The organism is Desulfovibrio sp. Fe33 (assembly GCF_028532725.1).
Lineage (GTDB): Bacteria > Desulfobacterota > Desulfovibrionia > Desulfovibrionales > Desulfovibrionaceae > Pseudodesulfovibrio.
This window is the reverse complement of record NZ_JAQKGU010000006.1, coordinates 147,248-170,779: the sequence shown is the minus strand read 5'-3', so window position 1 is coordinate 170,779 and position 23,532 is coordinate 147,248. Positions and strand designations below refer to the sequence as shown.

The following is a 23,532-nucleotide window of genomic DNA, read 5'->3' as shown; positions in this document are numbered from 1 at the left end:
ATGTGTCAACAGTACTTCTTGGGAGGAAGGAATACATGAAAGTCAAAGAGCTTATGACCCCGGTGGGGGACTACCGGACGCTGGGCACGGACGCCACGCTCGGCGACGTGGTCGCCGCGCTACAGGGCGGCACCCATCGGGACATTTTCATCGTGGACGAACGGGGCGCCTTCGCCGGGGTCCTGACCATGACCGACATCATCACCGCGCTGGAGCCCAACTACAAAAAACTTTTCAAGAAAGACCTGGACAGCGACATTCTCTCCAATCGGTATGTCGCCGAGCAGTTCAAGGAGTTCAACCTCTGGTCCGACACCCTGGGCAACATCTGCGCCCGAGGCGTCGCGATCAAGGTCACCGACGCCATGCATGTCCCCGAAGAGGACCAATACCTGGATGAAGACAGCGACATCGAATACGGCGTGCACATGTACATGGTCGGCACGCCCCAGCCGCTGATCGTCCGTCGTGACGGCAAGATCACCGGCGTCCTGCGCATGTCGGACGTCTTCAACGAAATCATCGGCCGCATGAACACCTGCGCCAAAGCCGACTAGGCCGTTCGGTCCAACGAGGAGACTCTCATGGAGACAGCAAGCACTGCAAAATCCGCCTTCGATTGGAAACGCCTGGCATTCATGCTCACGGGCGTCTTTCTTTTCGCCATCGTTTATTATTCCCCGGCCTGGCCGGACGCCATCGACCCCAAGGGCGAACACTTCATCCTGTCCACGCAGGCCAAGGGAGCCATCGCGGTCTTCCTTCTGGCTGGCACATGGTGGGTCTTTGAAGTTGTGCCCATCGGCATCACGTCGCTGATGATCGGCATCCTTCAGGTCATGTTCCACGTCCGCACGGCCAACGAAGCGTTCAAGGACTTCATGGACCCCTCGGTCCTCTTCATCTTCGCGTCCATCATGATCGGCCTGGTCTTCACCAAGACCGGCCTGACCAAACGGCTGGCGTACAAGATGCTCGACGTTGTGGGCGAACGCACCTCGATGATCTATCTCGGCGTGTTCGTGGTCACCGCCGCCCTGACCCACATCATGGCGCACACCGCCGTGGCCGCGACCATCTATCCGCTGCTGCTGGCCATCTACGCCCTCTACGGCGAAGGCGACCGGCCCACCAAGTTCGGCAAGGGATTGTTCATCGGCATGGCCTATGTGGCCGGCGCAGGCTCAGTCGTCACCCTGCTCGGCGCGGCCCGCGGCGCGGTGGCTCTGGGCTTCTTCAAGGAAATCGTCGGCGTTGAAGTCGGCTTCTTCGAGCTGTCCTACTACATGGCTCCCATCGGCTGGGGAATGACCCTCCTCCTTTGGGGCTTCTTCATGATCGTCTGCAAGCCCGAAAAGGACCGCATCCCCGGCCTGCGCGAAAAGGCCCGCGAGCTCAACGCCAAGATGGGCGGCCTGACCCGCGCCGAAATCATGGCGGCCATCATCGTCGGCTCCGTCATCCTGATCATGTCCCTGCGGGCCTTCGTCCCGGCGCTCAAGGCCGTTGACAAGACCGCCATCATCCTTTGCTCCTCCGTCCTCTTCTTCATCTTCAAGATCCTGGACCTCAAGGACCTGGAAGACATCCCCTGGAACATCATCCTGCTTTTCGCGGGTGCCATGTCCATCGGCTTCTGTCTGTGGCAGACCGGCGCGGCCAAGTGGATGGCCGTCAACTGGCTGGTCATGTTCCAGAACGCCAACTGGTTCGTCTTCGTCATGTCCATCGCCTTCTTCGTGATGATCATGACCAACTTCATCATGAACGTGGCGGCAATCGCCATATCGCTTCCCGTGGCCCTGGTCATCGCCCCTTACCTGGGCGTGGCTCCCGAAGTCATCCTGTACGCCTCGCTGGTCATGGCGGGTATGCCCTTCCTGCTCCTGGTAGGCGCGGCGCCCAACGCCATCGCCTACGACTCCGGCCAGTTCACCACCGGTGAATTCTTCGCCTGGGGCGTCCCGGCATCCCTGTTGCTCATGGTCGTGGTCGGCCTCGCCGTCCTGGTCATCTGGCCTCTCATGGGTATGCCCATCACGATTCCCGTCGGGGGTTAACGATCAAGGGAGTATAATCGCAGTAATAAAACGGCTGCCGCGCTTAGGCGTGGCAGCCGTTTTGTGCAACAACCAAAACCACGGGGAGCATAATGGAAAAACTCGAAGCAGTATTCGATCACATAACGTCCAGGGTAAACGTCAACCTCAAGCCCATGGGAGTCGACGTCCGGTCCATCCTTCAAAATTGCATCCCGCGTGAACGCCACCTGCTCTACTACGCGTTCTACGCCCTGACCGAAGACCACCCCATCAGCTTCAAATTCAAGAACTCGAACCTGGCCGGGACCTATTTCCTCGGCAAGACCCAGGTGGACCACTCGGTTCTCTACAAATCCAACGTGCGCGGCGACGAGCTCAAGCGCAGGGGGGACGTGGTCGAATTCAACGGGGTCAAGACCAAGCTCTTCTATGACGAGGTCATCCGCATCATCAATTCCTTCCTGGTCAAGACCCTGGTCCACAACAACTCCAAGAACCCGGAGACGCCCGAAGTTTTTCGCATCCTCAACTCGACGGCCATGCATTACTCCAACATCCACGGCACCACCCTGGAAGGAGTCTACCTGGGAGCATTCGCCACCGCCGACCTGTCCATCATGCACAACTGCGTCATCGGCGACTTCGCCTACGTCCAGGCGGGAGACCTTTCGCGGACCACGGTGGAGCCCGGCCGCGTCTGGATCAAGGCCAACAACCTTTTCGAATTCAACTATGTTTTCCCGGAAGGCGTGATCGAGCAGTACGTCAAGCTGGATGAAAACGGCCACCTGAGCGGCAAGTTCGTGGACTACGTGGATGAATACAAGGAAGACTTCGTGCCCATCTACTCCACAGCCCGCCCGGAAACCGATTTCGACGTGCCGGAAACGGCCTACGTTTCTCCGTACGCGGTCATCAAGGGCAAATGCGTTGTAGGCGAGAACGCCCTCATCGTGCAGCGCGCGCACGTGGAGGACTCCTACATAGGCAAGGGCTCAAACGCCCAGGAGAATTGCTACATCCAGAATTCCATCTACAAGGGCAACGACGTCACCGCCCACGGCGGCAAAGTCATCTGGACCACCGTCGACGAAAACGTCTTCATAGGCTTCAACTCCTACGTTCACGGCCGGCAGGATTGTCCCATAACTATCGGCCGTAACTCGATAGTCATGCCTCACACCATTATTGATGCGAAAGAATGCATAATAATCCCTGACAACTCTGCTGTTTGGGGTTATATCACGACGCAGGCCGACCTTGAAGCGCATTCCATAGACTTGGACGAGTTGGCCAACGCCTCGGACGTAGCTCTGGGTACCGCCACCTTCACGGGCGACGGAAAGGCTTTCGTCGAGGCGTTCAGACACCGCATCGACCATATTCGCGAAGAAAACGGCGCATATTTCGACGGGTCCGACAAAACCCGCGGACATGCCCAGAAGACAAGGGATGCAGCCTTCAATATCCTTCAGCCTTTCCAATCAGGCAAGGATGCCGGTATGTATCCAACAATGACCATTGGGGACTAGTTCTTGCACACGAGACAGATCCCGGCAATCCAATCATCAGGAGTATCCGACAATGCCTCAGACACTGACCCAGGCCTTCAGCAAAAACTTCCTCGGAAGCGCGCCCAACTGGTACAAAATGGCCATCGTCGCCTTTTTGATCATCAACCCGATCCTAATGGTCACTGCCGGACCATTCATTGCAGGCTGGGTACTGATAGGTGAATTCATCTTCACCCTGGCCATGGCGCTTAAATGCTACCCGCTTCCCGCGGGCGGCCTGCTGGCCGTGGAAGCCATCATTATGGGCATGACATCACCCGCCACGGTGTATCATGAAGCCCTGACCAACTTCCCGGTCATCCTGCTCCTGATCTTCATGGTTGCGGGCATCTACTTCATGAAGGACTTCCTGCAGTACACCTTCACCCGCATCCTCACCCGCGTGCAGTCCAAGATCCTCATCTCGCTGCTCTTCTGTTTCGCGGGCGCGTTCCTGTCCGCATTCCTGGACGCCCTGACCGTCACCGCGGTCATTATCGCCGTCGCATTCGGGTTCTACAACGTCTACCACAGGTTCGCCTCCGGCAAGAACATGACCTGCACCCACGACCTCTGCTCCGACGAGACGGTCAAGGAGCAGAACCGCAACGACCTGATGGAATTTAGGGCCTTCCTGCGCAACCTTATGATGCACGGCGCGGTCGGCACCGCGCTGGGCGGCGTCTGCACCCTGGTGGGCGAGCCTCAGAACCTGCTCATCGGCGCGGAAATGGGCTGGCACTTCGTGCCCTTCTTCCTCAACGTGGCCCACGTTTCCATGCCCGTCCTTCTGGCCGGCCTGCTGACCTGCGTGGTCGTTGAGAAATTCCATCTCTTCGGTTACGGCGCGCAACTGCCCGGCAACATCCGCTCCCATCTGCTTGAAACCGCCATCGAAATGGAATCCAAGCGCGGCGTTCAGGGCAAGGCCAAGCTCGTGGTCCAGGCCCTGGTCGGTATCTGGCTCATCGTCGCTCTGGCGCTGCACCTGGCCGAAGTCGGCATCATCGGCCTGTCCGTCATCGTCTTCCTGACCGCCTTCAACGGCTTCATCGACGAACATCAGCTCGGCCCCGCCTTCGAAGAGGCACTGCCCTTCACCGCGCTGCTCGTGGTCTTCTTCGCCATCGTCGGCGTCATCCACGACCAGCACCTCTTCGCTCCGGTCATGGACTTCGTCCTCGGCCTGAACGGCCAGGTCCAGTTGGCCGCCTACTACTCGGCCAACGGCTTGCTCTCCATGATCTCGGACAACGTTTTCGTGGCGACAGTCTACATCTCGGAAACCAAGATGCACTTCGAACAAGTCCTGGCCGCGATCCCCGGCGTCCCCGACGGCGTAGCCCTGATGGACCGTCTCACCGATCCGCACATGGCCCGCGCCGACGTCATCGCCTCGCTTCCCGCCGACATCCAGGGCAAGGTCACCGAAGTCATGACCCAGCTCGACCACCTTGCCGTGGCCATCAACACGGGTACCAACATCCCGTCCGTGGCCACTCCGAACGGACAGGCAGCCTTCCTGTTCCTGCTGACCTCGGCGCTGGCCCCGGTCATCAGGCTGTCCTACGGCCGCATGGTCGTCCTGGCGCTGCCCTACACGATCACCATGTCCATCACCGGCCTGGCCGCCACCTACTTCTTCTCCTGGTAGGCCATCCGAAACACCGACAAAGCCAAAGGCCCCGCGCGATGCGCGGGGCCTTTTCGTTGGAAACCACCCCAACTACTCCCTGAAGGGAATAATCAGGCGTAGAAGCCGCTTTGCGGCACCAGCCGGGTGATTTCACCTTGATTCACCCCGTCCGGACCTCCCCTTTAAAAGTGCCGGTAAACCCGCGCCCCAGTCCGCTGTCCTGCTGATTGCTCGGCGATCAAGACGCCGCCCCCTTGCCCCCTGTGTGCGCCAGCGGACCGGACCGTCTTACTCCGCGACGCCCGGAGTCAAACATATGGGTTTCTTTTGGGAGAATATCGGCCGTGAATAACGACAGCCCCGCATCCGGGTCCCCCGCGCGTTTATTATACCGTTGCCGGGCACCGATCGAATATCCGCTCCGAGGCAAGACTCGTGCGACCGTCCATGCGGATAAAGGCGGTGATCGAAAACGGCTTGACCCTGTTCACGGTCCGGGAAAACGGACAAAAAAAAACGCACCCGGCAATTCGAGTGCGTTTTTTTGTCCGTTTTTTCGGACGCGCTACAGGCTCGGGCGGTCCGGCCCGAAGCGACATTCGGTTCTCTAGGCGTCCAGCTTGGGCGAATTGTCCAGATGCTCCTTGCACAGCCACACGATGGACTGGCGCCCGGTGTCGAAATGGGGGCTAACCCCATGCACCGTGCCGCAAACTGCGCACATGTGCTCATTTTCGCACTTCGGATAGCATTCGATGGAATTCAGCATCTGATTGAAACGGCGAATGATCGGAAACATGGGATGATCCGCATGGCGTTTTCGATCCTTGCTGTTCAGCTTGCCGTTGTCGTTCACCTTGACGGTAATCATTCTGGAACGGTTGATGAGACCTTCCTTCTTGTTCATGACCACCTTGGTGGGTTCTTCCCAGCGGCAGATAATCCGCTTCCGTTCCTGGTCAAAACGCATGGACATGGCATCCTCCTTGGCGTCGGCTTGCTTCCCTCTCAAGCCGCGTTGGTTCGGATTCACCCCTAGTGCATCGGCCTTACGGAATTTCTCCAGTTCAGACATTTTAGATCACGTAATCCACGGCCTTGCGACCGGAGGCGACCTTCTTCACGAAAGCCACACAGGCCTGGTGTTCCGGGTGACCCTGGTAGTGGTTCAGGGCGTCGACATCGTCGTGCTCCGAGCACAGAATCACATGGCACTCGGGATCGGCGGCCACGATGTCCACACTGACCTCGATGTGCCTGAGCCCCTCGATGCGCCCTCTCAACGCCTCAAGGATCTCCTTCATCTTTGCGCCGTTTTCAGCGGCCGAATGGCCTTCCGCTTCATCCTTCAACGTCCACATAACGATATGTCTGACCACTTGGACTCTCCTTGAAATTCAACAATTCAGGACGCATAGACAAAACGACTTGAAATAGACGCTTGCTTACACAAATCAGGATAAGCACGGTTTTCCGTTTTGTCACCCCAGTTCACATTATAAATCATCCCCTTGACTGTTTTCCCGGGGGATGATGCGAATAACCCGGGCCGCGACGCCTTGACTTTGGCGGGCTGAGGCCCGACCCTTGCATGTATCGCGGCGTCGCGATCATGCGAGTACATTATGCACGAGAAATGCCAAAAAGAACCACCATGCGAAAAATACTCTGTTTGACCCTACTTCTGACCTGCCTCTGCGTCCTGCCTGTCCGGCCGGCGCTGGGCGGAGTCGAAAAGCCGAAGAAAAGCGTGCTCTGCCTGAACTCCTACCACCACGGCTACAAGTGGTCGGACGCGATCATGCGCGGCATTCGCTCGGTTCTGGACAACAGCCATTACAAGATCGATCTCCAAATCGAATACATGGACGCCAAGCGGTACAACTACGAAGATGTAACCCACATGCTCCTGAGGCTGTACAAGGAGAAGTTCAAGCACGAAAAGTTCGACCTCATAATGACTTCGGACAACGACGCCTACTCCTTCGCCATGCAGTATAGGGACATCCTTTTCCCCGGCGTCCCCCTGGTCTTCTGCGGGGTCAACTTCCTCCACACCGACGACACGGACTCGGACAACGCCACGGGCATCATCGAAATCTTCGACTTGTCCAAAACAGTGGACGTGGCCCTGCGGCTGCACCCGGACAAGAAGCGCATCGTCGTGGTCGACGACTCCTCCACAACCGGAGCGGCCATCGAACGCCAGGTCAGGAACCAGCTCAGCCGCTACAAAAAACCGCTGAACGTCGAATACTGGACCGACATGTCGCTCGAAAACGTCGTGGATCGGGTGGCGATCCTGCCCAATGACACATTCCTTTTCTTCATTCCCTACTACCAGGTCATCGACGGCCGGTTTCTGACCGCAGAAGAGGTCATGCAGGTCATCTCGACCAGGTCCCACGTACCCATCTACACCGCATGGGAATTCCTTGCGGGCAACGGCGCCGTGGGCGGCAACATGCTGTCCGGCTACATGCACGGCCGAAAAGCCGCCACAGTCGCCCTGGAAATCCTTGACGGCAAGGATGCCGACGATATTCCGGTATTCCGGGAGACCACCGGTGAATATATCTTCGACTACGAGGTAATGAAGCGACTCAAGCTGAACATGGACCTGCTGCCCGAGGGCAGCCGCATCATCAACGCGCCCAAGGCGTTCTACGAGCTGTCCAAGGAACTCTTCTGGACCATCATGGTCAGCTTCGTCCTGCTCGTGCTGGTTCTCATATTCCTGACCATCACCATGCTCGAACGGCGCAAGGTCGAACGGAAGATCAAGGACCAGCTCGCCTTCCAGGAGACACTCATGGACACCATTCCGCAGTTGGTCTCATGGAAGGACGCCGAGGGGAAATTCCTCGGCACCAACAGGGCCTTCTCGGAATTCTTCGGCGTGGAACACGGTGCGGGAATCGTCCGCAAGACGACCTACGACGTCATCCCGGACCTGGATTACGCATCCTGGGCGTCCGGGGCGGACAAATCAGTCATCAGCAAGGGCCAGGCGTTCCGCAAGGAACGGCGGAAGATCGCCGACGCCAAGGGCAATCCCGCATGGATCGAAGCCACCAAGGTCCCCATCAACGACCGTTCGGGGCAAATCGTGGGCGTGCTGTCCATGGTGGACAACATCACCACCGAACTGAATCTGGAAAAACAGTTGCTGCAATCTCAGAAAATGGAGGCCATCGGCACTCTTGCCGGAGGCATCGCTCATGATTTCAACAACATCCTGACCAGCATCATCAACTCCACCGAGCTGGCCGTAGGCGACCTGGACCCGGGCTCCATGACGACCCGCGATCTGGAAAGGGTGCTCAAGGCGGCCCGGCGCGGCGGCCGCGTGGTCAAGCAGATTCTGGCCTTCAGCCGTCCATCCACGGAAGGCTTCAGGCCCACCGACGTGGGCGGCGTCATCACCGAGGCCATCGGGCTGCTCGAATCCTCCATGCCGCGCAAGATCGAGGTCCGCTCGCGGATCGCGGAGAATCTTTCCTGCGTCTATGCCGACCCGACCCAGATCCACCAAGTGGTCATGAACCTGTGCACCAACGCCTTCCACGCACTGCGCGGCACGGGCGGGGTCATTGAAGTCCGCCTGGACCAGGCGGAACTCGCGCGCGAAGACGCGGACATGCTGGGGCTGATCCCCGGCGAATACGTCCGCCTAGTGGTGGAGGACAACGGACCGGGCATCCCGCTGGACATCGTGGACAAGATATTCGACCCGTTCTTCACCACAAAAGACAAGACAGAAGGCACGGGTCTGGGCCTGGCCGTCGTCCACGGCATCGTGCACAGCCACAAGGGCGGCCTCCAGGTGGCCCCGCGCGATGGAGGCGGGACGACCTTCACCATCTATCTTCCCAAGGGAGACACGGGCCTGTGCGGCGACGTGGACTTCTCCGGCGTGCCCCACAATATCGGCGCGCGCATCCTGTTCGTCGAGGACGACGTCGACCAACTCCAGACCACGCCGCGTCTTCTCGAAACCATGGGCTACTTCGTGGACGGACAGGAAAACCCGCTATCGGCCCTGCGGCTGGTCAACGAAATACCCGGCGCATTCGACCTGGTCATCACGGACTACGACATGCCCGGCATGAGCGGAACGCAACTGGCCAAACGCCTCGCGGTCATCGAACCCGACCTGCCCGTGATCCTCATTTCCGGACGAGAGGATGCCGTATCCGCTGCCTCGGACTTGCCGAACATCCGTCTCGTGGTTATCAAACCTTACGACAAGCAGGACCTGTCCAGAGCCATCAACACGGTGTTGAACAACGAAGCGCAAGGGGAATGACGTGGCAGACATTCTGATTATAGACGACGACCTCGAGGTCTGCGAAACCATGGAGAGCCTGATAAACAGGCTCCCGCACGAATGCGCCTCCGCACACACCCTGGACTCCGGACTGCGGATGATGCGCAAGAAGGCCTTCGACGTGGTCTTCCTGGACGTGCGCCTGCCCGACGGCAACGGCCTCGGCATCCTGCCGGACATCATGGCCCTGCCCGACCCGCCCGAAGTGATAATACTGACGGGCAAGGGCGATCCCGACGGCGCGGAACTGGCCATCAGGGGCGGCGTCTGGGACTATCTGCTCAAGCCGTCCAGCATACGCGAAATATCCCTGACCCTGGGCCGCGCCCTCAAATACCATGAAGAAAAGCGGGGCCGCGACGGCGACCGCGACCTGGAAATGAAAGGCGTGGTCGGCGAAAGCCCGATCATCAAGAGCAGCTTCAACCTTCTGTCCCAGGCGGCCCGGTCGGAGTCCAACGTGCTCATCACCGGCGAAACCGGCACCGGCAAGGAGCTGTTCGCCTCCACCATCCACGCCAACTCCAAACGCAAGACGGGCAATTTCGTTGTCGTGGACTGCGCCGGGCTCACGGAATCCCTGCTGGAATCCACCTTGTACGGACACCGCAAGGGCGCGTTCACCGGAGCCCAGAACGACCGTATCGGCCTTATCAAACTGGCGGACGGCGGCACCCTGTTCCTGGACGAGGTGGGCGAAATGCCCCTGTCCATGCAGAAGGCTTTCCTGCGCGTCCTGCAGGAGCGGACCTTTCGCCCGGTGGGTGACACCCGCGAGCAGACCAGCGACTTCCGGCTTGTTGCCGCCACCAACCGCGACCTGGATGATATGGTCGAAAAGGGGACGTTCCGTTCCGACCTGCTGTATCGGCTCAAGACGATGCACATCCATCTGCCGCCCCTCAGGGAGCGTCCCGAGGACATCAAGGCCCTGGCCACCTACAGGGTGAACCATCTCTGCCGCCAATACTCCATGCCGCCGAAGTCCTTCGGGTCGGACTTTCATCCGTCCCTGGAGAGCTACGAGTGGCCGGGCAACGTCCGCGAACTTTTCAATATCCTGGAACGCGCCGTGGTCACGTCGGGCAACGAAAAGACGCTCTACGCCATGCACCTCCCGCGCGAACTGCGCATCCGGGTGGCAAAGGCGCAGATTGAGCGCATGACCAACGACAATCCCGAAGAGGAGGCCCGCACATCGGACTACACGGAGCCAGTCCGGAAAATCGGACAGGACATCTTCGAAGACATATTCGAACAGGAGCTGCCGACGCTTCGAGACTTCAAGAGCACCGCCGAAAAAGTCTACCTGGGCGAACTCATCCGCCAATGCGACGGCGACCTGCCGCGCATTCTCGAAGTCTCCAAGCTCTCCCGTTCCCACTTCTACGGCCTGCTCAAGAAGTACGGCCTGTCCCTCTAGGAAACCGCATGGCCGATTTCGCCACCTATTGCGACCTCTGCGCCGCCCGGGAGGCGGACGACCTGGACCGCATCTATCACGACACCCGGTACGGCTTCCCCGTGGAGGACGACAACGAACTGTTCGCCCTGCTCATCCTGGAGATCAATCAGGCCGGGCTGAGCTGGCGGACTATCCTCAATAAGGAAAGCAACTTCCGCAAGGCGTTCGACGGGTTCGACATCTCCACCGTGGCCGCCTACGGGGAATCGGACCGGACCAGACTTCTGGCCGACGCCGGGATCATCCGCAACCGGCTCAAAGTCGACGCCGCCATCCATAACGCCAAGGCCGTCCTCGGTCTGCAACGCGAACACGGCTCTTTCAAGGCGTGGCTTGACGCCCATCACCCGCTGGACAAGCAGGATTGGGTCAAGCTCTTCAAGACCCGCTTCAAATTCGTGGGCGGGGAGATCGTGGGCGAGTTCCTCATGAGCTCCGGCTACTTGAGAGGCGCGCACGCCGAGTCCTGCCCGGTTCATCGAAAAATCCTGAAAGCCGGACCGCCCTGGGCCACCATTCCGCGGGGCTGAGACCTCCGCATTCCCCGTATTACGGGCATTTTCCGGCTGTCCATTTTTTTGGACGGCCTTTTTTTCGCTCTTCTGAACGGCGCATTTGGGCGGGAAACCCCGTGATACGTGATTTTATCATATCCTTATTACTTTTCCCGTCCTATTTTTCAGACTCAGCCTCGTGTCCGCGCCCTCCCTCCCTCTCTCCTCATTTTCTGTAACAGCATGTAAACGCTACTGATTTGCTTTTTCACAAAGTTGGCACGAATGTTGAGTAGCATCTGTGTCTTCAAAGGAAAGGGTCCGCGCTGCGGACGCCAAAAAATCCGACGACCCCAATTAGGAGAAGAATCGAATGTCCAAGATGAAAACGATGGATGGCAACACCGCCGCCGCCTGGGTGGCCTATGCCATGAGTGAAACCGCCGCCATCTACCCCATCACGCCCTCGTCCACCATGGGCGAGATCGCGGATGAATGGGCGGCTCAAGGCCGCAAGAATATTTTCGGGCAGACCGTCGAGGTCCGCCAGCTGCAGTCCGAGGCAGGCGCCGCGGGCGCGGTGCACGGCGGTCTCGCCGGCGGCGCGCTGACCACCACCTTCACCGCATCTCAGGGCCTGCTTCTGATGATCCCGAACATGTACAAGATCGCCGGCGAACTGTTGCCCTGCGTCTTCCACGTGTCCGCTCGCGCCCTCGCCGCCCACGCCCTGTCCATCTTCGGCGACCACCAGGACGTCATGGCCTGCCGCCAGACCGGCTTCGCCATGCTCGCTTCCGCTTCCGTCCAGGAAGTCATGGACCTCGCCCTGGTCTCCCACCTGGCGACCATCGAAGCCAGCGTGCCTTTCGTGTCCTTCTTCGACGGCTTCCGGACCTCCCACGAGATCCAGAAGATCGAAACCATCGACTACGAAGACATGAAGCCCCTGCTGAACATGGAGAAGGTGGCCGAGTTCCGCAACCGCTCCATGAACCCCGAGCATCCGGACATCCGCGGCACCGCCCAGAACCCGGACATCTACTTCCAGGGCCGCGAAGCCTCCAACAAGTACTACGAGGCCATTCCGGCCATCGTCGAAGAGTACATGGCCAAGGTTTCCGCCCTCACCGGCCGCAACTACAAGCCCTTCGACTACGTCGGCGCCGCCGACGCAGAGCGCGTCATCATCTCCATGGGCTCCTCCTGCGAGACCATCGAGGAAGTGGTCAACCACATGGTTGAAGACGGCGAAAAGGTCGGCCTGATCAAAGTCCGCCTGTATCGTCCGTTCTCCGCCAAGCATTTCCTTGCCGTGCTGCCCGAGACCGCAAAGTTCGTGTCCGTGCTCGACCGCACCAAAGAGCCGGGCTCGCTGGGCGATCCGCTGTACCAGGACATCAGCACCGTGTTCCTGGAACAGGGCAACGGCCCCGTCGTCATTGCCGGCCGTTACGGCCTGGGCTCCAAGGAGTTCACGCCCGCCATGGCCAAGGCCGTGTTCGACAACATGGCGACCGACGCTCCCAAGTCCCACTTCACCGTGGGTATCGAGGACGACGTCACCAATGCCTCCCTCGTCACGACCGGGACCCTGGACACCACCCCTAAAGGCACCGTCCAGTGCAAGTTCTGGGGTCTCGGTTCTGACGGAACCGTCGGCGCCAACAAGCAGGCCATCAAGATCATCGGCGACAACACCGACATGTACGCGCAGGGCTACTTCGCCTACGACTCCAAGAAGTCCGGCGGCATCACCATCTCCCACCTGCGCTTCGGCCACTCCCCCATCCAGTCCACCTACCTGGTCACCTCGGCCGACTACGTGGCCTGCCACAACCCGAGCTACGTGCACCTGTATGACGTCCTCGACGGCATCAAGGACGGCGGCACCTTCGTGCTGAACTGTCCCTGGACCGCCGACCAGATGGACAAGGAGCTGCCCGCCGCAATGCGCCGCACCATCGCGCAGAAGAACCTGAAGTTCTACACCGTCGACGCGGTCAAGATCGCGGGCGAAGTGGGACTGGGCGGCCGCATCAACATGGTCATGCAGACCGCCTTCTTCAAGCTGGCCGACGTCATTCCCTTCGAACAGGCCGTCAGCCTGCTCAAGGACGGCATCGACAAGGCTTACGGCAAGAAGGGCCCGCAGATCGTCGAGATGAACTGCGCCGCCGTCGACAAGGCCGCCGACGCCATCGTCCCGATCGCCATCCCGGCCTCTTGGGCCGACCTGGCCGACGATGCCAAGGCCGACACCGACGAGCCCGATTACGTCAAGAACATCATGCGTCCGGTCCTGGCCCAGAAGGGCGACGACCTGCCGGTTTCCGTCTTCTCCGTGGACGGCACCATGCCGCTTTCCACCTCCAAGTACGAAAAGCGCGGCGTGGCCATCAAGGTCCCCGAGTGGATCGCCGACAACTGCATCCAGTGCAACCAGTGCGCCTTTGTGTGCCCCCACTCCGCCCTGCGTCCGGTGCTGGTCACCGACGACGAGATGAAGAACGCTCCGGCTTCCTTCGTCGCCGTCGAAGCCAAGGGCAAGGACGTCAAGGGCCTGCGCTACCGTATGCAGGTCAATACCATGGACTGCCTGGGCTGCGGCAACTGCGCCGACATCTGCCCGGCCAAGGAAAAGGCGCTGGTCATGAAGCCCATCGCCACCCAGACCGGCGCTGAAGTGCCCAACTTCGACTTCACCGAGACGGTCTCCTACAAGGACGCCTTCAAGCGCGACTCCGTCAAGGGTTCCCAGTTCAAGCAGTCGCTCCTGGAATTCTCCGGCGCCTGCGCGGGCTGCGGCGAGACCCCTTACGTCAAGGTGCTGACCCAGCTGTTCGGCGAGCGCATGATTATCGCCAACGCCACGGGCTGCTCCTCCATCTGGGGCGCTTCCGCACCTTCCACCCCCTATTGCACCAACAGCGACGGCTTCGGTCCCGCCTGGGGCAACTCCCTGTTCGAGGACGCGGCCGAATTCGGCTTCGGCATCGAGATGGGCGTCACCAACCGCCGCAAGACCCTGATCGCCAAGTGCGAAACGGCCGCAGCCTCCGCCACCGGCGAAGTCAAGGCCGCCCTTGAGGGCTGGCTGGCCGCCAAGGACGACGCCGAAGGTTCCGCCGAAGCCGGCGCGACCCTGAAGGCCGCCTTGGAAGGCGCCGACGACGCCCTGCTCAAGGAGATCGCCGCCGGTTCCGACCTGTTCACCAAGAAGTCCGTGTGGATCTTCGGCGGTGACGGCTGGGCCTACGACATCGGTTACGGCGGAGTGGACCACGTCCTGGCTTCCGGCAAGGATGTGAATATCCTGGTCATGGACACCGAGGTGTACTCCAACACCGGCGGACAGGCCTCCAAGGCCACCCCGCTCGGCTCCATCGCCAAGTTCGCCGCCGCGGGCAAGGGCACCGGCAAGAAGGACCTGGGCCGCATGGCCATGACCTACGGCTACGTCTACGTGGCCTCCGTCGCCATGGGCGCGGACAAGCAGCAGATGTTGAAGGCCTTCAAGGAGGCCGAGGCCTACAATGGCCCCTCCCTCGTCATCTGCTACGCTCCGTGCATCAACCAGGGCATCAAGAAGGGCATGGGCAAGACCCAGCTCGAACAGAAGCTGGCCGTCGCTTCCGGCTACTGGCCGCTGTACCGCTTCAACCCCGAACTCACCGAACAGGGCAAGTATCCGTTCACCCTGGAATCCAAGGCTCCCGACGGAAGCCTCCAGGAATTCCTGTCCGGCGAAAACCGCTACGCCATGCTCGAAAGGTTCCACCCGGAACTGTCCAAGGCGTTCCGCGAGAAACTGGAAAAGGACTACGCCGATCGTTACGCCATCCTCACCCACATGGCCGATGCTGACTTCAGCAAGGCCGAAATGGATGAGCCTGCCGCGTGCGAAACCGGTGTGTCGGCCGAAGCTCCGGGTTCCGGCGAACCCTGCGATGACGGCAGATAAGAGTTAGAGGCATGTGCGGGAAGGGGCGTTGCGGAGGCTTCTGCCTAACCCTTCCCGCACATTTGTTGAAACGTGAGGTATCACCTCACACCCATGGAGGTTTGTTTAATGTCTATTGAAGTGCTCGCATTGGTCGCACTGCTGCCCATCCTGGTGGCGCTCGTGCTCATGGTCGGTATGCGCTGGCCCGCCACCAAAGCCATGCCCCTGGCGTGGCTCACCGCCGCCGCCGGCGCTGTCCTGGTCTGGAGCCTGCCTGTCGCCTACGTCGCCGCCCTTACCCTGCAAGGGTTCGTGACGGCCATCGGCATTCTCATCATTGTTTTCGGCGCGATCCTGATTCTGCGCACCCTTCAGCATTCCGGCGGCATGGAGACCATCCAGCACGGTATGCAGAACATCACCCCGGACCGCCGCATCCAGGCGATCATCATCGGTTACATGTTCGCCGCCTTCATCGAAGGCGCCGCCGGTTTCGGCACCCCCGCCGCACTGGCCGCCCCGCTGTTGCTCTCCCTGGGCTTCCCGCCCCTGGCCGCAGCCATCATCTGTCTGGTCTTCAACTCCTTCCCGGTCACCTTCGGCGCAGTCGGCACCCCCGTCGTCCTGGGCCTCAAGTTCCTGGCCCCCGGAGTGGAAGCCGCCGTTCAGTCCGGCGCACCCGGTGTGAATTTCACCAACATGGGCGACTTCATCATGCTCGTCGGCCAGTGGGCCACCGTCATGAACGTGGCCATGATCTTCATCCTGCCGATCTTCATGCTCGGTTTCATCACCCGCTTCTTCGGCCCCGAGCGTAGCTGGAAGCCCGGCTTCGCCGCCTGGAAGTTCTGCATTTTCGCGGCCGTCGCCTTCACCGTCCCCTACCTGGTCTTCGCCTGGAACGTCGGTCCCGAGTTCCCGTCCCTGATCGGTGGTCTGCTCGGCCTGGGCATCATCATCATCGGTGCCAAGAAGGGCTTCTGCATGCCCAAGACCTCCTGGAACTTCGGCGACCCGGCCAAGTGGGACCCCGAGTGGACCGGTTCCGTTTCCGCCGATGCCTCCGAGTTCAAGGCTCACATGAGCCAGTTCAAGGCATGGCTGCCCTACATCCTCATCGGCATCATCCTGGTCGTGACCCGTATCCCCGAGCTCGGCCTCAAGTCCATGCTCGCCGGTCAGGCCATCAAGTTCTCCAACATTCTCGGCTTTGAAAGCGTCAGCGCCTCCATCGCCTACCTGTACCTGCCCGGTACCATTCCGTTCACCCTGGTCGCCCTGCTGACCGTGTTCATCCACGGTATGCCCGGCGAAAAGGTCAAGCTCGCCTGGTCCCAGGCCTTCAAGACCATGAAGAACCCGACCATCGCCCTGTTCGCGGCGGTCGCCCTGGTGTCCATCTTCCGCGGTTCCGGCATCGCCGACGCCGCCCTGAACCCGAGCAGCTACCCGTCCATGCCCCTGGCTCTGGCCAAGGCCGTCGCCGGTATCGCGGGTGACGCATGGCCCATGTTCGCCTCCTTCGTGGGCGGCCTCGGCGCGTTCATCACCGGCTCCAACACCGTGTCGGACCTGCTCTTCGCCGAGTTCCAGTGGGGCGTCGCCTCGCAGCTTGAACTGCCCCGCCAGATCATCGTGGCCGCCCAGGCCGTCGGTGGCGGCATGGGCAACATGATCTGCATCCACAACATCGTGGCTGCCTGCGCCGTCGTCGGCTTGTCCGGCATGGAAGGCGCAATCCTGAAGCGCACCGTATGGCCCTTCCTGCTGTACGGCGTCGTCGTGGGAATCGTCGCCTCGCTCATGAGCTTCGTCTTCCTGCCCGGCCTGTTCTAAGGAATAGTTAATAACCGGGGGAGGCGGGCCGCTTGTCCGCCTCCCCCGACAACGACCCCAAAAATGTAGTCTGGTTCAACGGAAAAAACGCAACCAACCCCGGACGCTGTACCGGGGATCACCATTTTCTTTAGGAGTCGATCATGACCAAAGAAGCAATTGTCAAAGAATTTGAAAATATAGCCGGTGCCGAGAATGTGATGACCGGCGAGACCGACCGTCACGCCTATTCCTATGACGCGGCGGTTCTGGATTCCGTCATGCCCGCCCTGGTGGTTCGTCCCCGGACCAGCGAGGCCCTGGGCGCGGTCACCAAGCTGTGCAACGACAACGGCCTGCCCCTGACCGTTCGCGGCGCGGGCACCAACCTGTCCGGCGGCACCATCCCCCATCCGGGCGGCGTGGTCGTCCTGACCAACGGCCTGAACCGCATCCTCGAAATCAACGAGGAAGACATGTACGCCGTTGTCGAGCCGGGCGTTATCACCGCCCAGTTCGCCGCCGAAGTGGCCAAGCGCGGCCTGTTCTATCCGCCGGATCCGGGCTCCCAGGCCGTGTCCACCCTGGGCGGCAACGTCGCCGAGAACGCCGGTGGCCTGCGCGGCCTCAAGTACGGCGTCACCAAGGACTACGTCATGGGCATGGAGTTCTGGGACGTCAACGGCGAACTGGTCAAGTCCGGCTCCCGCACCGTCAAGTGCGTCACCGGCTACAACCTGGCCGGTCTGATGGTCGCCTCCGAAGGCACCCTCGGCGTGTTCGACAAGATCATCCTCAAGCTCGTACCCCCGGCGCAGGCCGCCAAGTCCATGATGGCCGTGTTCCCGTCCATGAAGGCCGCCTCCGAGACCGTTGCCGCCATCATCGCCAACAAGATCGTCCCGGCGACCCTCGAAATGATGGACAACTTCACCATCCGCACGGTCGAAAACTTCCGCGGCGCGGGCCTGCCCGTCGACGCGGCCGCCCTGCTGCTGATCGAAGTGGACGGCCACCCCGCCCAGGTCGAGGACGAAGCCGCCGTGGTCGAACGCATCTGCAAGGAAAACGGCGCTACCGAACTGAAGGTCGCCAAGGACGCCGCCGAGCGCGATGCCGTTTGGCAGGCCCGCCGCGACGCCCTGCCCGCCCTGGCCAAGCTCAAGCCCACCTGCGTGCTTGAGGACGCCACCGTGCCCCGCTCCAAGATTCCGGCCATGATCGAGGCCCTGGAAGAAATCGCCAAGAAGCTCGACCTGACCATCGGTACCTTCGGCCACGCGGGCGACGGCAACCTGCACCCCACCATCCTGACCGACAAGCGCGACAAGTCCGAGTGGGAACGCGTGGAAAAGGGCATCGACATGATCTTCGACAAGGCGCTGTCCATGGGCGGTACCCTGTCCGGCGAACACGGCATCGGTCTGGCCAAGTCCAAGTACATGGCCCAGGAAACCTCCAAGGCGACCCTGGCCTATGCCCGCCGCATGAAGTCCGTCCTCGACCCGAAGGGCATCCTCAATCCCGATAAGATCATCGGCCGCGAATAGGTGACTAAAATGGCCGATATTCATAAGCTCGCACAAATGTTCAAGGAACTGGACGACCAGCTGGTCGGGTGTATGCGCTGCGGCATGTGCCAGGCGGTCTGCCCGATATTCAAGCTGAGCGGCCGGGAAACCGACGTGACCCGCGGCAAGCTCGCCCTGCTCGACGGTCTCGCTTCCGAGATGCTCACCGACCCCGAGGGCGTCAACGAAAAGCTCAACCGCTGCCTGCTCTGCGGGACCTGCCAGGCCAACTGCCCGTCCGGCGTGTCCGTCATGGACATCTTCCTCAAGGCCCGCGCGATCATGACCGGCTACTTCGGTCTGTCCCCGGCCAAGAAGGCCATCTTCCGCGGCCTGCTGAAGAACCCCAAACTGTTCAACGCCCTGACCGAAATGGGCGCCAAGTTCCAGGGTGTCTTCACCAAGAAGGTTGACGACATGCTCGGCTCCTCCTGCGCCCGGTTCAATGCGCCCGTCATCGGCGACCGCCACTTCAAGACCCTGGCGAGCAAGCCGTTCCACAAGATCGTCCCCGAGCTGGACACCCCCGCGGGTTCCTCCGGACTCCGGGTGGCCTTCTACGTGGGCTGCGTGTTCGACAAGATCTACCCGCAGGTTGCCGAAGCCATCCTCAAGGTGCTCAAGCACCACGGAGTGGGCGTATTCATGCCCGCAGGCCAGGCCTGCTGCGGCATCCCGGCACTGTCCAGCGGCGATACCGACACCTTCGACTCCCTCGTCGGCATCAACGTGGACCAGTTCAGGAAAGGTGAATTCGACTACCTGGTCACCGGCTGCGCCTCCTGCACCTCCACCATCAAGGAATTGTGGCCCCACATGTACAAGGGCGACACTTCCCGGACCTATGACATTGGCGTCATGGGGCGGAAAACGATGGACATCAGCCAGTTCCTTGTGGATATTCTTAAAGTCGAACCCAAGGCACTCACCGGCGGTCGGAGCGTCACCTATCATGATCCCTGCCACCTGAAGAACTCCCTGGGCATTACGGCCCAGCCCCGGACCATCATCAAGGCGGCCGGGTGCGACCTGAAGGAAATGACCGACGCGGGCACCTGCTGTGGCTGCGGCGGAAGCTTCAATATCGCCCACTACGAGCTGTCCAAGGAAATCGGCGGCCGCAAGGCGGACAACATCATAGCGTCCAAAGCCAAGGTGGCTGCCACCAGCTGCCCGGCGTGCATGCTCCAGATTACGGACATGCTCTCGCAGAAAGGAGCCGACATGAGCGTCAAGCATGTCATTGAGCTCTATGCCGACTCCCTATAACGGATAAACAACGGCAAAAAACAAGGAAAAGCACCATGTCCAAGAACCTGTACGTGAGCGCCACCGAAGAACGCAGCGGCAAGTCCGCCGTGGTTCTCGGCGTCATGCAGATGCTCACGAGGGAACTCCACAACGTCGCCATCTTCCGGCCCATCATCAATGATCCGGGGGAAGGGAAAATGGACCACGACATCGCTCTGATGATCGATCACTTCAAGCTGTCCATTCCCTACGAAGACACGTACGCCTACACCCTGAAGCAGACCCGCGAGCTCATCAACTCCGGCCAGCACGCCCTTGTGCTCGAGAACATTCTCAACAAGTACAAGATGCTGGAAGAGCAATATGACTTCGTGCTCTGCGAAGGAACCGATTTCAAGGGCAAGGACCCCGCCTTTGAATTCGACCTCAACGCGGACATCGCCGCCAACATCGGCGCGCCCATGCTGGTTGTGACGTCCGGCCGCGACAAGGCACCGGAGGAAGTGGTCAACATCACCCAGACCACCTTGGACACCCTGGCTGAAAAGGGCGTGGACTCCCTGGCCTGTGTGGTCAACCGTGCACCCGAAGGCATGACCGACGAAATGGTCAGCCATATCGAGCGCAAGGGTGGCCAGGAGCCCATGCCTGTTTATGTCATCCCCGAGGACGAGGCTCTCGGCAAGCCGTCCATCAACGACGTGCGCCGCTGGCTCGACGCCGACGTCCTCTACGGACACTCCGGCCTCCAGGCGTTGGTAGACAACTACCTGGTCGCCGCCATGCAGATCGGCAACTTCCTGGGATACATTCAGCCGGGCAGCCTGATCATCACCCCGGGCGACCGCTCGGACATCATCCTGTCCAGCCTCGCCTCGCGCCTGTCCAGTTCCTACCCCGACATCGCGGGCATCGTGCTCACCGGCGGCCTCGACGTGTCCGTCAACGTGCACAAGCTCATCGAGGGATGGACCGGCGTCCCGGTTCCGGTGCTGTCCGCCAAGGGACACACCTACCAGACCGTGCAGGAGCTCAACTCCCTCTACGGCCGCATCGAGGCCAACGACTACCAGCGCATCGCCACCGCGCTCGGCGGATTCGCCCAGCACGTCAACGTGAGCGAGCTGCGCGACCGCGTGGTCGAGAAGCGCTCCACCAAGGTCACGCCCAAGATGTTCGAGTACTCCCTGCTGGACAAGGCCTCCCGCAACCCGCAGCGGATCGTCCTGCCCGAAGGCGTCGAGGAGCGCGTCCTGCGCGCCGCCGACATCATCCTGCGGCGCGGCGCGGCCGAAATCATCCTGCTGGGCGACGAAAAGACCATCCGGGACAACGCCTCCAAGTTCGGTCTGGACATCACCGGCGCGCAGATCATCGATCCGGTCAACTCCGACCTGCTTGATCCTTTCGCCGAGGAATACCTCGAACTGCGCAAGCACAAGGGCATGATCGCCGAGCAGGCCTGGGACCGCATGTCCGATCCCACCTACTTCGGCACCATGATGGTCCACAAGGGCTTTGCCGACGGCATGGTCTCCGGCTCCATCAACACCACGGCCCACACTATTCGGCCCGCCTTCGAGTTCGTCAAGACCAAGCCGGGCTGCTCCATTGTTTCCAGCGTCTTCCTCATGTGCCTCAAGGACCGGGTTCTGGTCTACGGCGACTGCGCCGTGAACCCCAACCCCAACGCCGCGCAGTTGGCCGAGATCGCCCTGGGTTCCGCGGAAACCGCGAGAATCTTCGGCATCGAACCGCGCGTGGCCATGCTCAGCTACTCCACCGGCTCCTCCGGCAAGGGCGAAGACGTGGAGAAGGTCATCGAAGCCACCAAGGTCGCCCGCGAGCGCCTCGCCGAGCGCGGCCTGGACTTCCCCGTGGCCGGACCGATCCAGTATGACGCGGCCGTCGACCCCGACGTCGCCCGCGTGAAGATGCCCGACTCCGATGTGGCCGGTAAGGCCACGGTGTTCATCTTCCCCGACCTGAACACCGGCAACAACACGTACAAGGCAGTGCAGCGAGCCGCCAACGCAGTGGCCATCGGTCCTGTTCTCCAGGGCCTGAACAAGCCGGTCAACGACCTCTCGCGCGGCTGCACCGTTCCCGATATCGTCAACACAGTAGCCATCACGGCCATCCAGGCCCAGGCTGAAAAAGGTGAATAGATGAAAGTTCTCGTTATCAACTCCGGCAGCTCCTCCATCAAGTACCAGCTCATCGACATGACTGATGAATCCGTCATGGTCTCCGGCCTGGTGGAACGCATCGGCGAGGAGCAGGGAGTTCTGACAAGCAAGACCTTCCCGGGCACCGACAGGGAGGTCAAAACCAAGATCGAACAGCCCATTCCGACCCACGGGGAGGGCCTCAAGCTGTCCATCGACCTTATCTGCACCGGCGAGAACGCCGTCTGCACCATGGATGAAATCGACGTCGTCGGCCACCGCGTTGTGGCCGGCGGTGAGAAGTTCAACCATCCGGTGATCATCACCGAAGACATGTGGCCCGACCTGACCGAGACCGAACGGCTGGCCCCCCTGCACAACCCCGCCAACCTGGGCGGGGCCAAGGACGCCACCAAGCTGTTCCCCAACGTCCCGCAGGTGCTGGTCTTCGACACGGCCTTCCACCAGACCATGCCGCCCCACGCGTTCATGTACGCCCTGCCCTACGAGTACTACGAAGAGGACCATATCCGCCGCTACGGCGCGCACGGCACCTCCCACAAGTACGTGGCCAACGAATGCGCGCGGCTCATGGACAAGAAGGTCGAGGACATGAACCTCATCACCATTCACATGGGCAACGGCGCGTCCATTTCCGCCGTCAAGAACGGCCTGTGCGTCGACACTTCCATGGGCCTGACCCCGCTGGAAGGCCTGGTGATGGGCACCCGCTCCGGCGATGTGGACCCGGCTGTCCACAACTACCTGGCCGTCAACCGAGGCCTGGACATCGCCGCCATCGACGACATCCTGCATAAGGAGTCCGGCCTCAAGGGACTGTGCGGCATGAACGACATGCGCGACATCCACGCCGCCGTCGAAAAGGGCGACGAACGCGCCCAGCTCGCCCTCGACGTGCAGACCTACCGGACCCGCAAATACATCGGCTCCTACATGGCCGTTCTCGGCCGCGTCGACGCCATCGTCTTCACCGCCGGCATCGGCGAGAACGACGACATCGTCCGGGCCGAAACCATCAAGGGCCTTGAGCCTTTCGGCATGAAGATCGACGCCGAAGTCAACGCCACCCGTTCCAAGGAAGCCCGCAAGATCAGCACCGAAGACAGTGCGGTGGCGATCTGGGTCATTCCGACGAACGAAGAACTCGCCATAGCCCGCGAGGCCATGATGCTTGCCAAATAAAACGACCCGTTGTGGCGGTCCGAATGGGCCGGGGTCATAACAATACATGGAGGTAGGT

The 23,532-nt window shown here is 60.9% G+C and carries 15 protein-coding genes; 13 read left to right on the top strand and 2 right to left on the bottom strand.

Annotated features, from left to right (window positions below; genetic code table 11):
• Positions 1-35 precede the first annotated feature (35 nt).
• From PSN43_RS10050 to nhaB, 4 genes are all read left to right on the top strand, one after another.
• Positions 36-557, top strand: coding sequence for a CBS domain-containing protein (locus PSN43_RS10050; protein ID WP_272700587.1), 522 nt, complete (start codon positions 36-38; stop codon positions 555-557).
• Between the two features lie 27 nt (positions 558-584).
• On the top strand, positions 585-2,060 hold the full coding sequence (locus tag PSN43_RS10045) for an SLC13 family permease (RefSeq protein WP_272700586.1): 1,476 nt from the start codon (positions 585-587) through the stop codon (positions 2,058-2,060).
• 92 nt (positions 2,061-2,152) lie between these two features.
• On the top strand, positions 2,153-3,574 hold the full coding sequence (locus PSN43_RS10040) for a transferase (protein ID WP_272700585.1): 1,422 nt from the start codon (positions 2,153-2,155) through the stop codon (positions 3,572-3,574).
• Positions 3,575-3,626: 52 nt separating this feature from the next.
• Positions 3,627-5,249, top strand: a complete 1,623-nt coding sequence (gene nhaB, locus PSN43_RS10035; RefSeq protein ID WP_272700584.1) for a sodium/proton antiporter NhaB — start codon at positions 3,627-3,629, stop codon at positions 5,247-5,249.
• Positions 5,250-5,838: 589 nt separating this feature from the next.
• On the opposite strand, the gene PSN43_RS10030 is transcribed toward nhaB, so the two are convergent.
• Both PSN43_RS10030 and PSN43_RS10025 read right to left on the bottom strand, forming a co-directional pair.
• Positions 5,839-6,207, bottom strand: coding sequence for a hypothetical protein (locus PSN43_RS10030; protein ID WP_272700583.1), 369 nt, complete (start codon positions 6,205-6,207; stop codon positions 5,839-5,841).
• 100 nt (positions 6,208-6,307) lie between these two features.
• A complete protein-coding gene (locus tag PSN43_RS10025; RefSeq protein ID WP_272700582.1) occupies positions 6,308-6,610 on the bottom strand; it encodes a Dabb family protein in 303 nt (100 codons plus the stop codon).
• 275 nt (positions 6,611-6,885) lie between these two features.
• Between PSN43_RS10025 and PSN43_RS10020 the strand changes: the two genes are divergently transcribed.
• From PSN43_RS10020 to PSN43_RS09980, 9 genes are all read left to right on the top strand, one after another.
• Positions 6,886-9,540, top strand: coding sequence for a hybrid sensor histidine kinase/response regulator (locus PSN43_RS10020; protein WP_272700581.1), 2,655 nt, complete (start codon positions 6,886-6,888; stop codon positions 9,538-9,540).
• 1 nt (position 9,541) lies between these two features.
• Positions 9,542-10,984, top strand: a complete 1,443-nt coding sequence (locus tag PSN43_RS10015; RefSeq protein ID WP_272700580.1) for a sigma-54-dependent transcriptional regulator — start codon at positions 9,542-9,544, stop codon at positions 10,982-10,984.
• A gap of 8 nt (positions 10,985-10,992) precedes the next feature.
• Positions 10,993-11,556 (top strand): DNA-3-methyladenine glycosylase I, encoded by a 564-nt coding sequence (locus PSN43_RS10010; RefSeq protein ID WP_272700579.1) that lies wholly within the window; start codon positions 10,993-10,995, stop codon positions 11,554-11,556.
• A gap of 337 nt (positions 11,557-11,893) precedes the next feature.
• Positions 11,894-15,484, top strand: coding sequence for a pyruvate:ferredoxin (flavodoxin) oxidoreductase (gene nifJ / locus PSN43_RS10005; RefSeq protein ID WP_272700578.1), 3,591 nt, complete (start codon positions 11,894-11,896; stop codon positions 15,482-15,484).
• 108 nt (positions 15,485-15,592) lie between these two features.
• Positions 15,593-17,302 (top strand): L-lactate permease, encoded by a 1,710-nt coding sequence (locus PSN43_RS10000; RefSeq protein ID WP_272700577.1) that lies wholly within the window; start codon positions 15,593-15,595, stop codon positions 17,300-17,302.
• Between the two features lie 143 nt (positions 17,303-17,445).
• Positions 17,446-18,831 carry an FAD-binding oxidoreductase gene (locus PSN43_RS09995; protein ID WP_272700576.1) on the top strand — a complete coding sequence of 462 codons (1,386 nt, stop codon included), beginning with the start codon at positions 17,446-17,448 and terminating at the stop codon, positions 18,829-18,831.
• 9 nt (positions 18,832-18,840) lie between these two features.
• On the top strand, positions 18,841-20,121 hold the full coding sequence (locus tag PSN43_RS09990; protein ID WP_272700575.1) for a (Fe-S)-binding protein: 1,281 nt from the start codon (positions 18,841-18,843) through the stop codon (positions 20,119-20,121).
• 35 nt (positions 20,122-20,156) lie between these two features.
• Positions 20,157-22,271, top strand: coding sequence for a phosphate acetyltransferase (gene pta / locus PSN43_RS09985; protein WP_272700574.1), 2,115 nt, complete (start codon positions 20,157-20,159; stop codon positions 22,269-22,271).
• A complete protein-coding gene (locus tag PSN43_RS09980) occupies positions 22,272-23,474 on the top strand; it encodes an acetate/propionate family kinase (RefSeq protein ID WP_272700573.1) in 1,203 nt (400 codons plus the stop codon). It begins immediately after the preceding gene.
• Positions 23,475-23,532 lie beyond the last annotated feature (58 nt).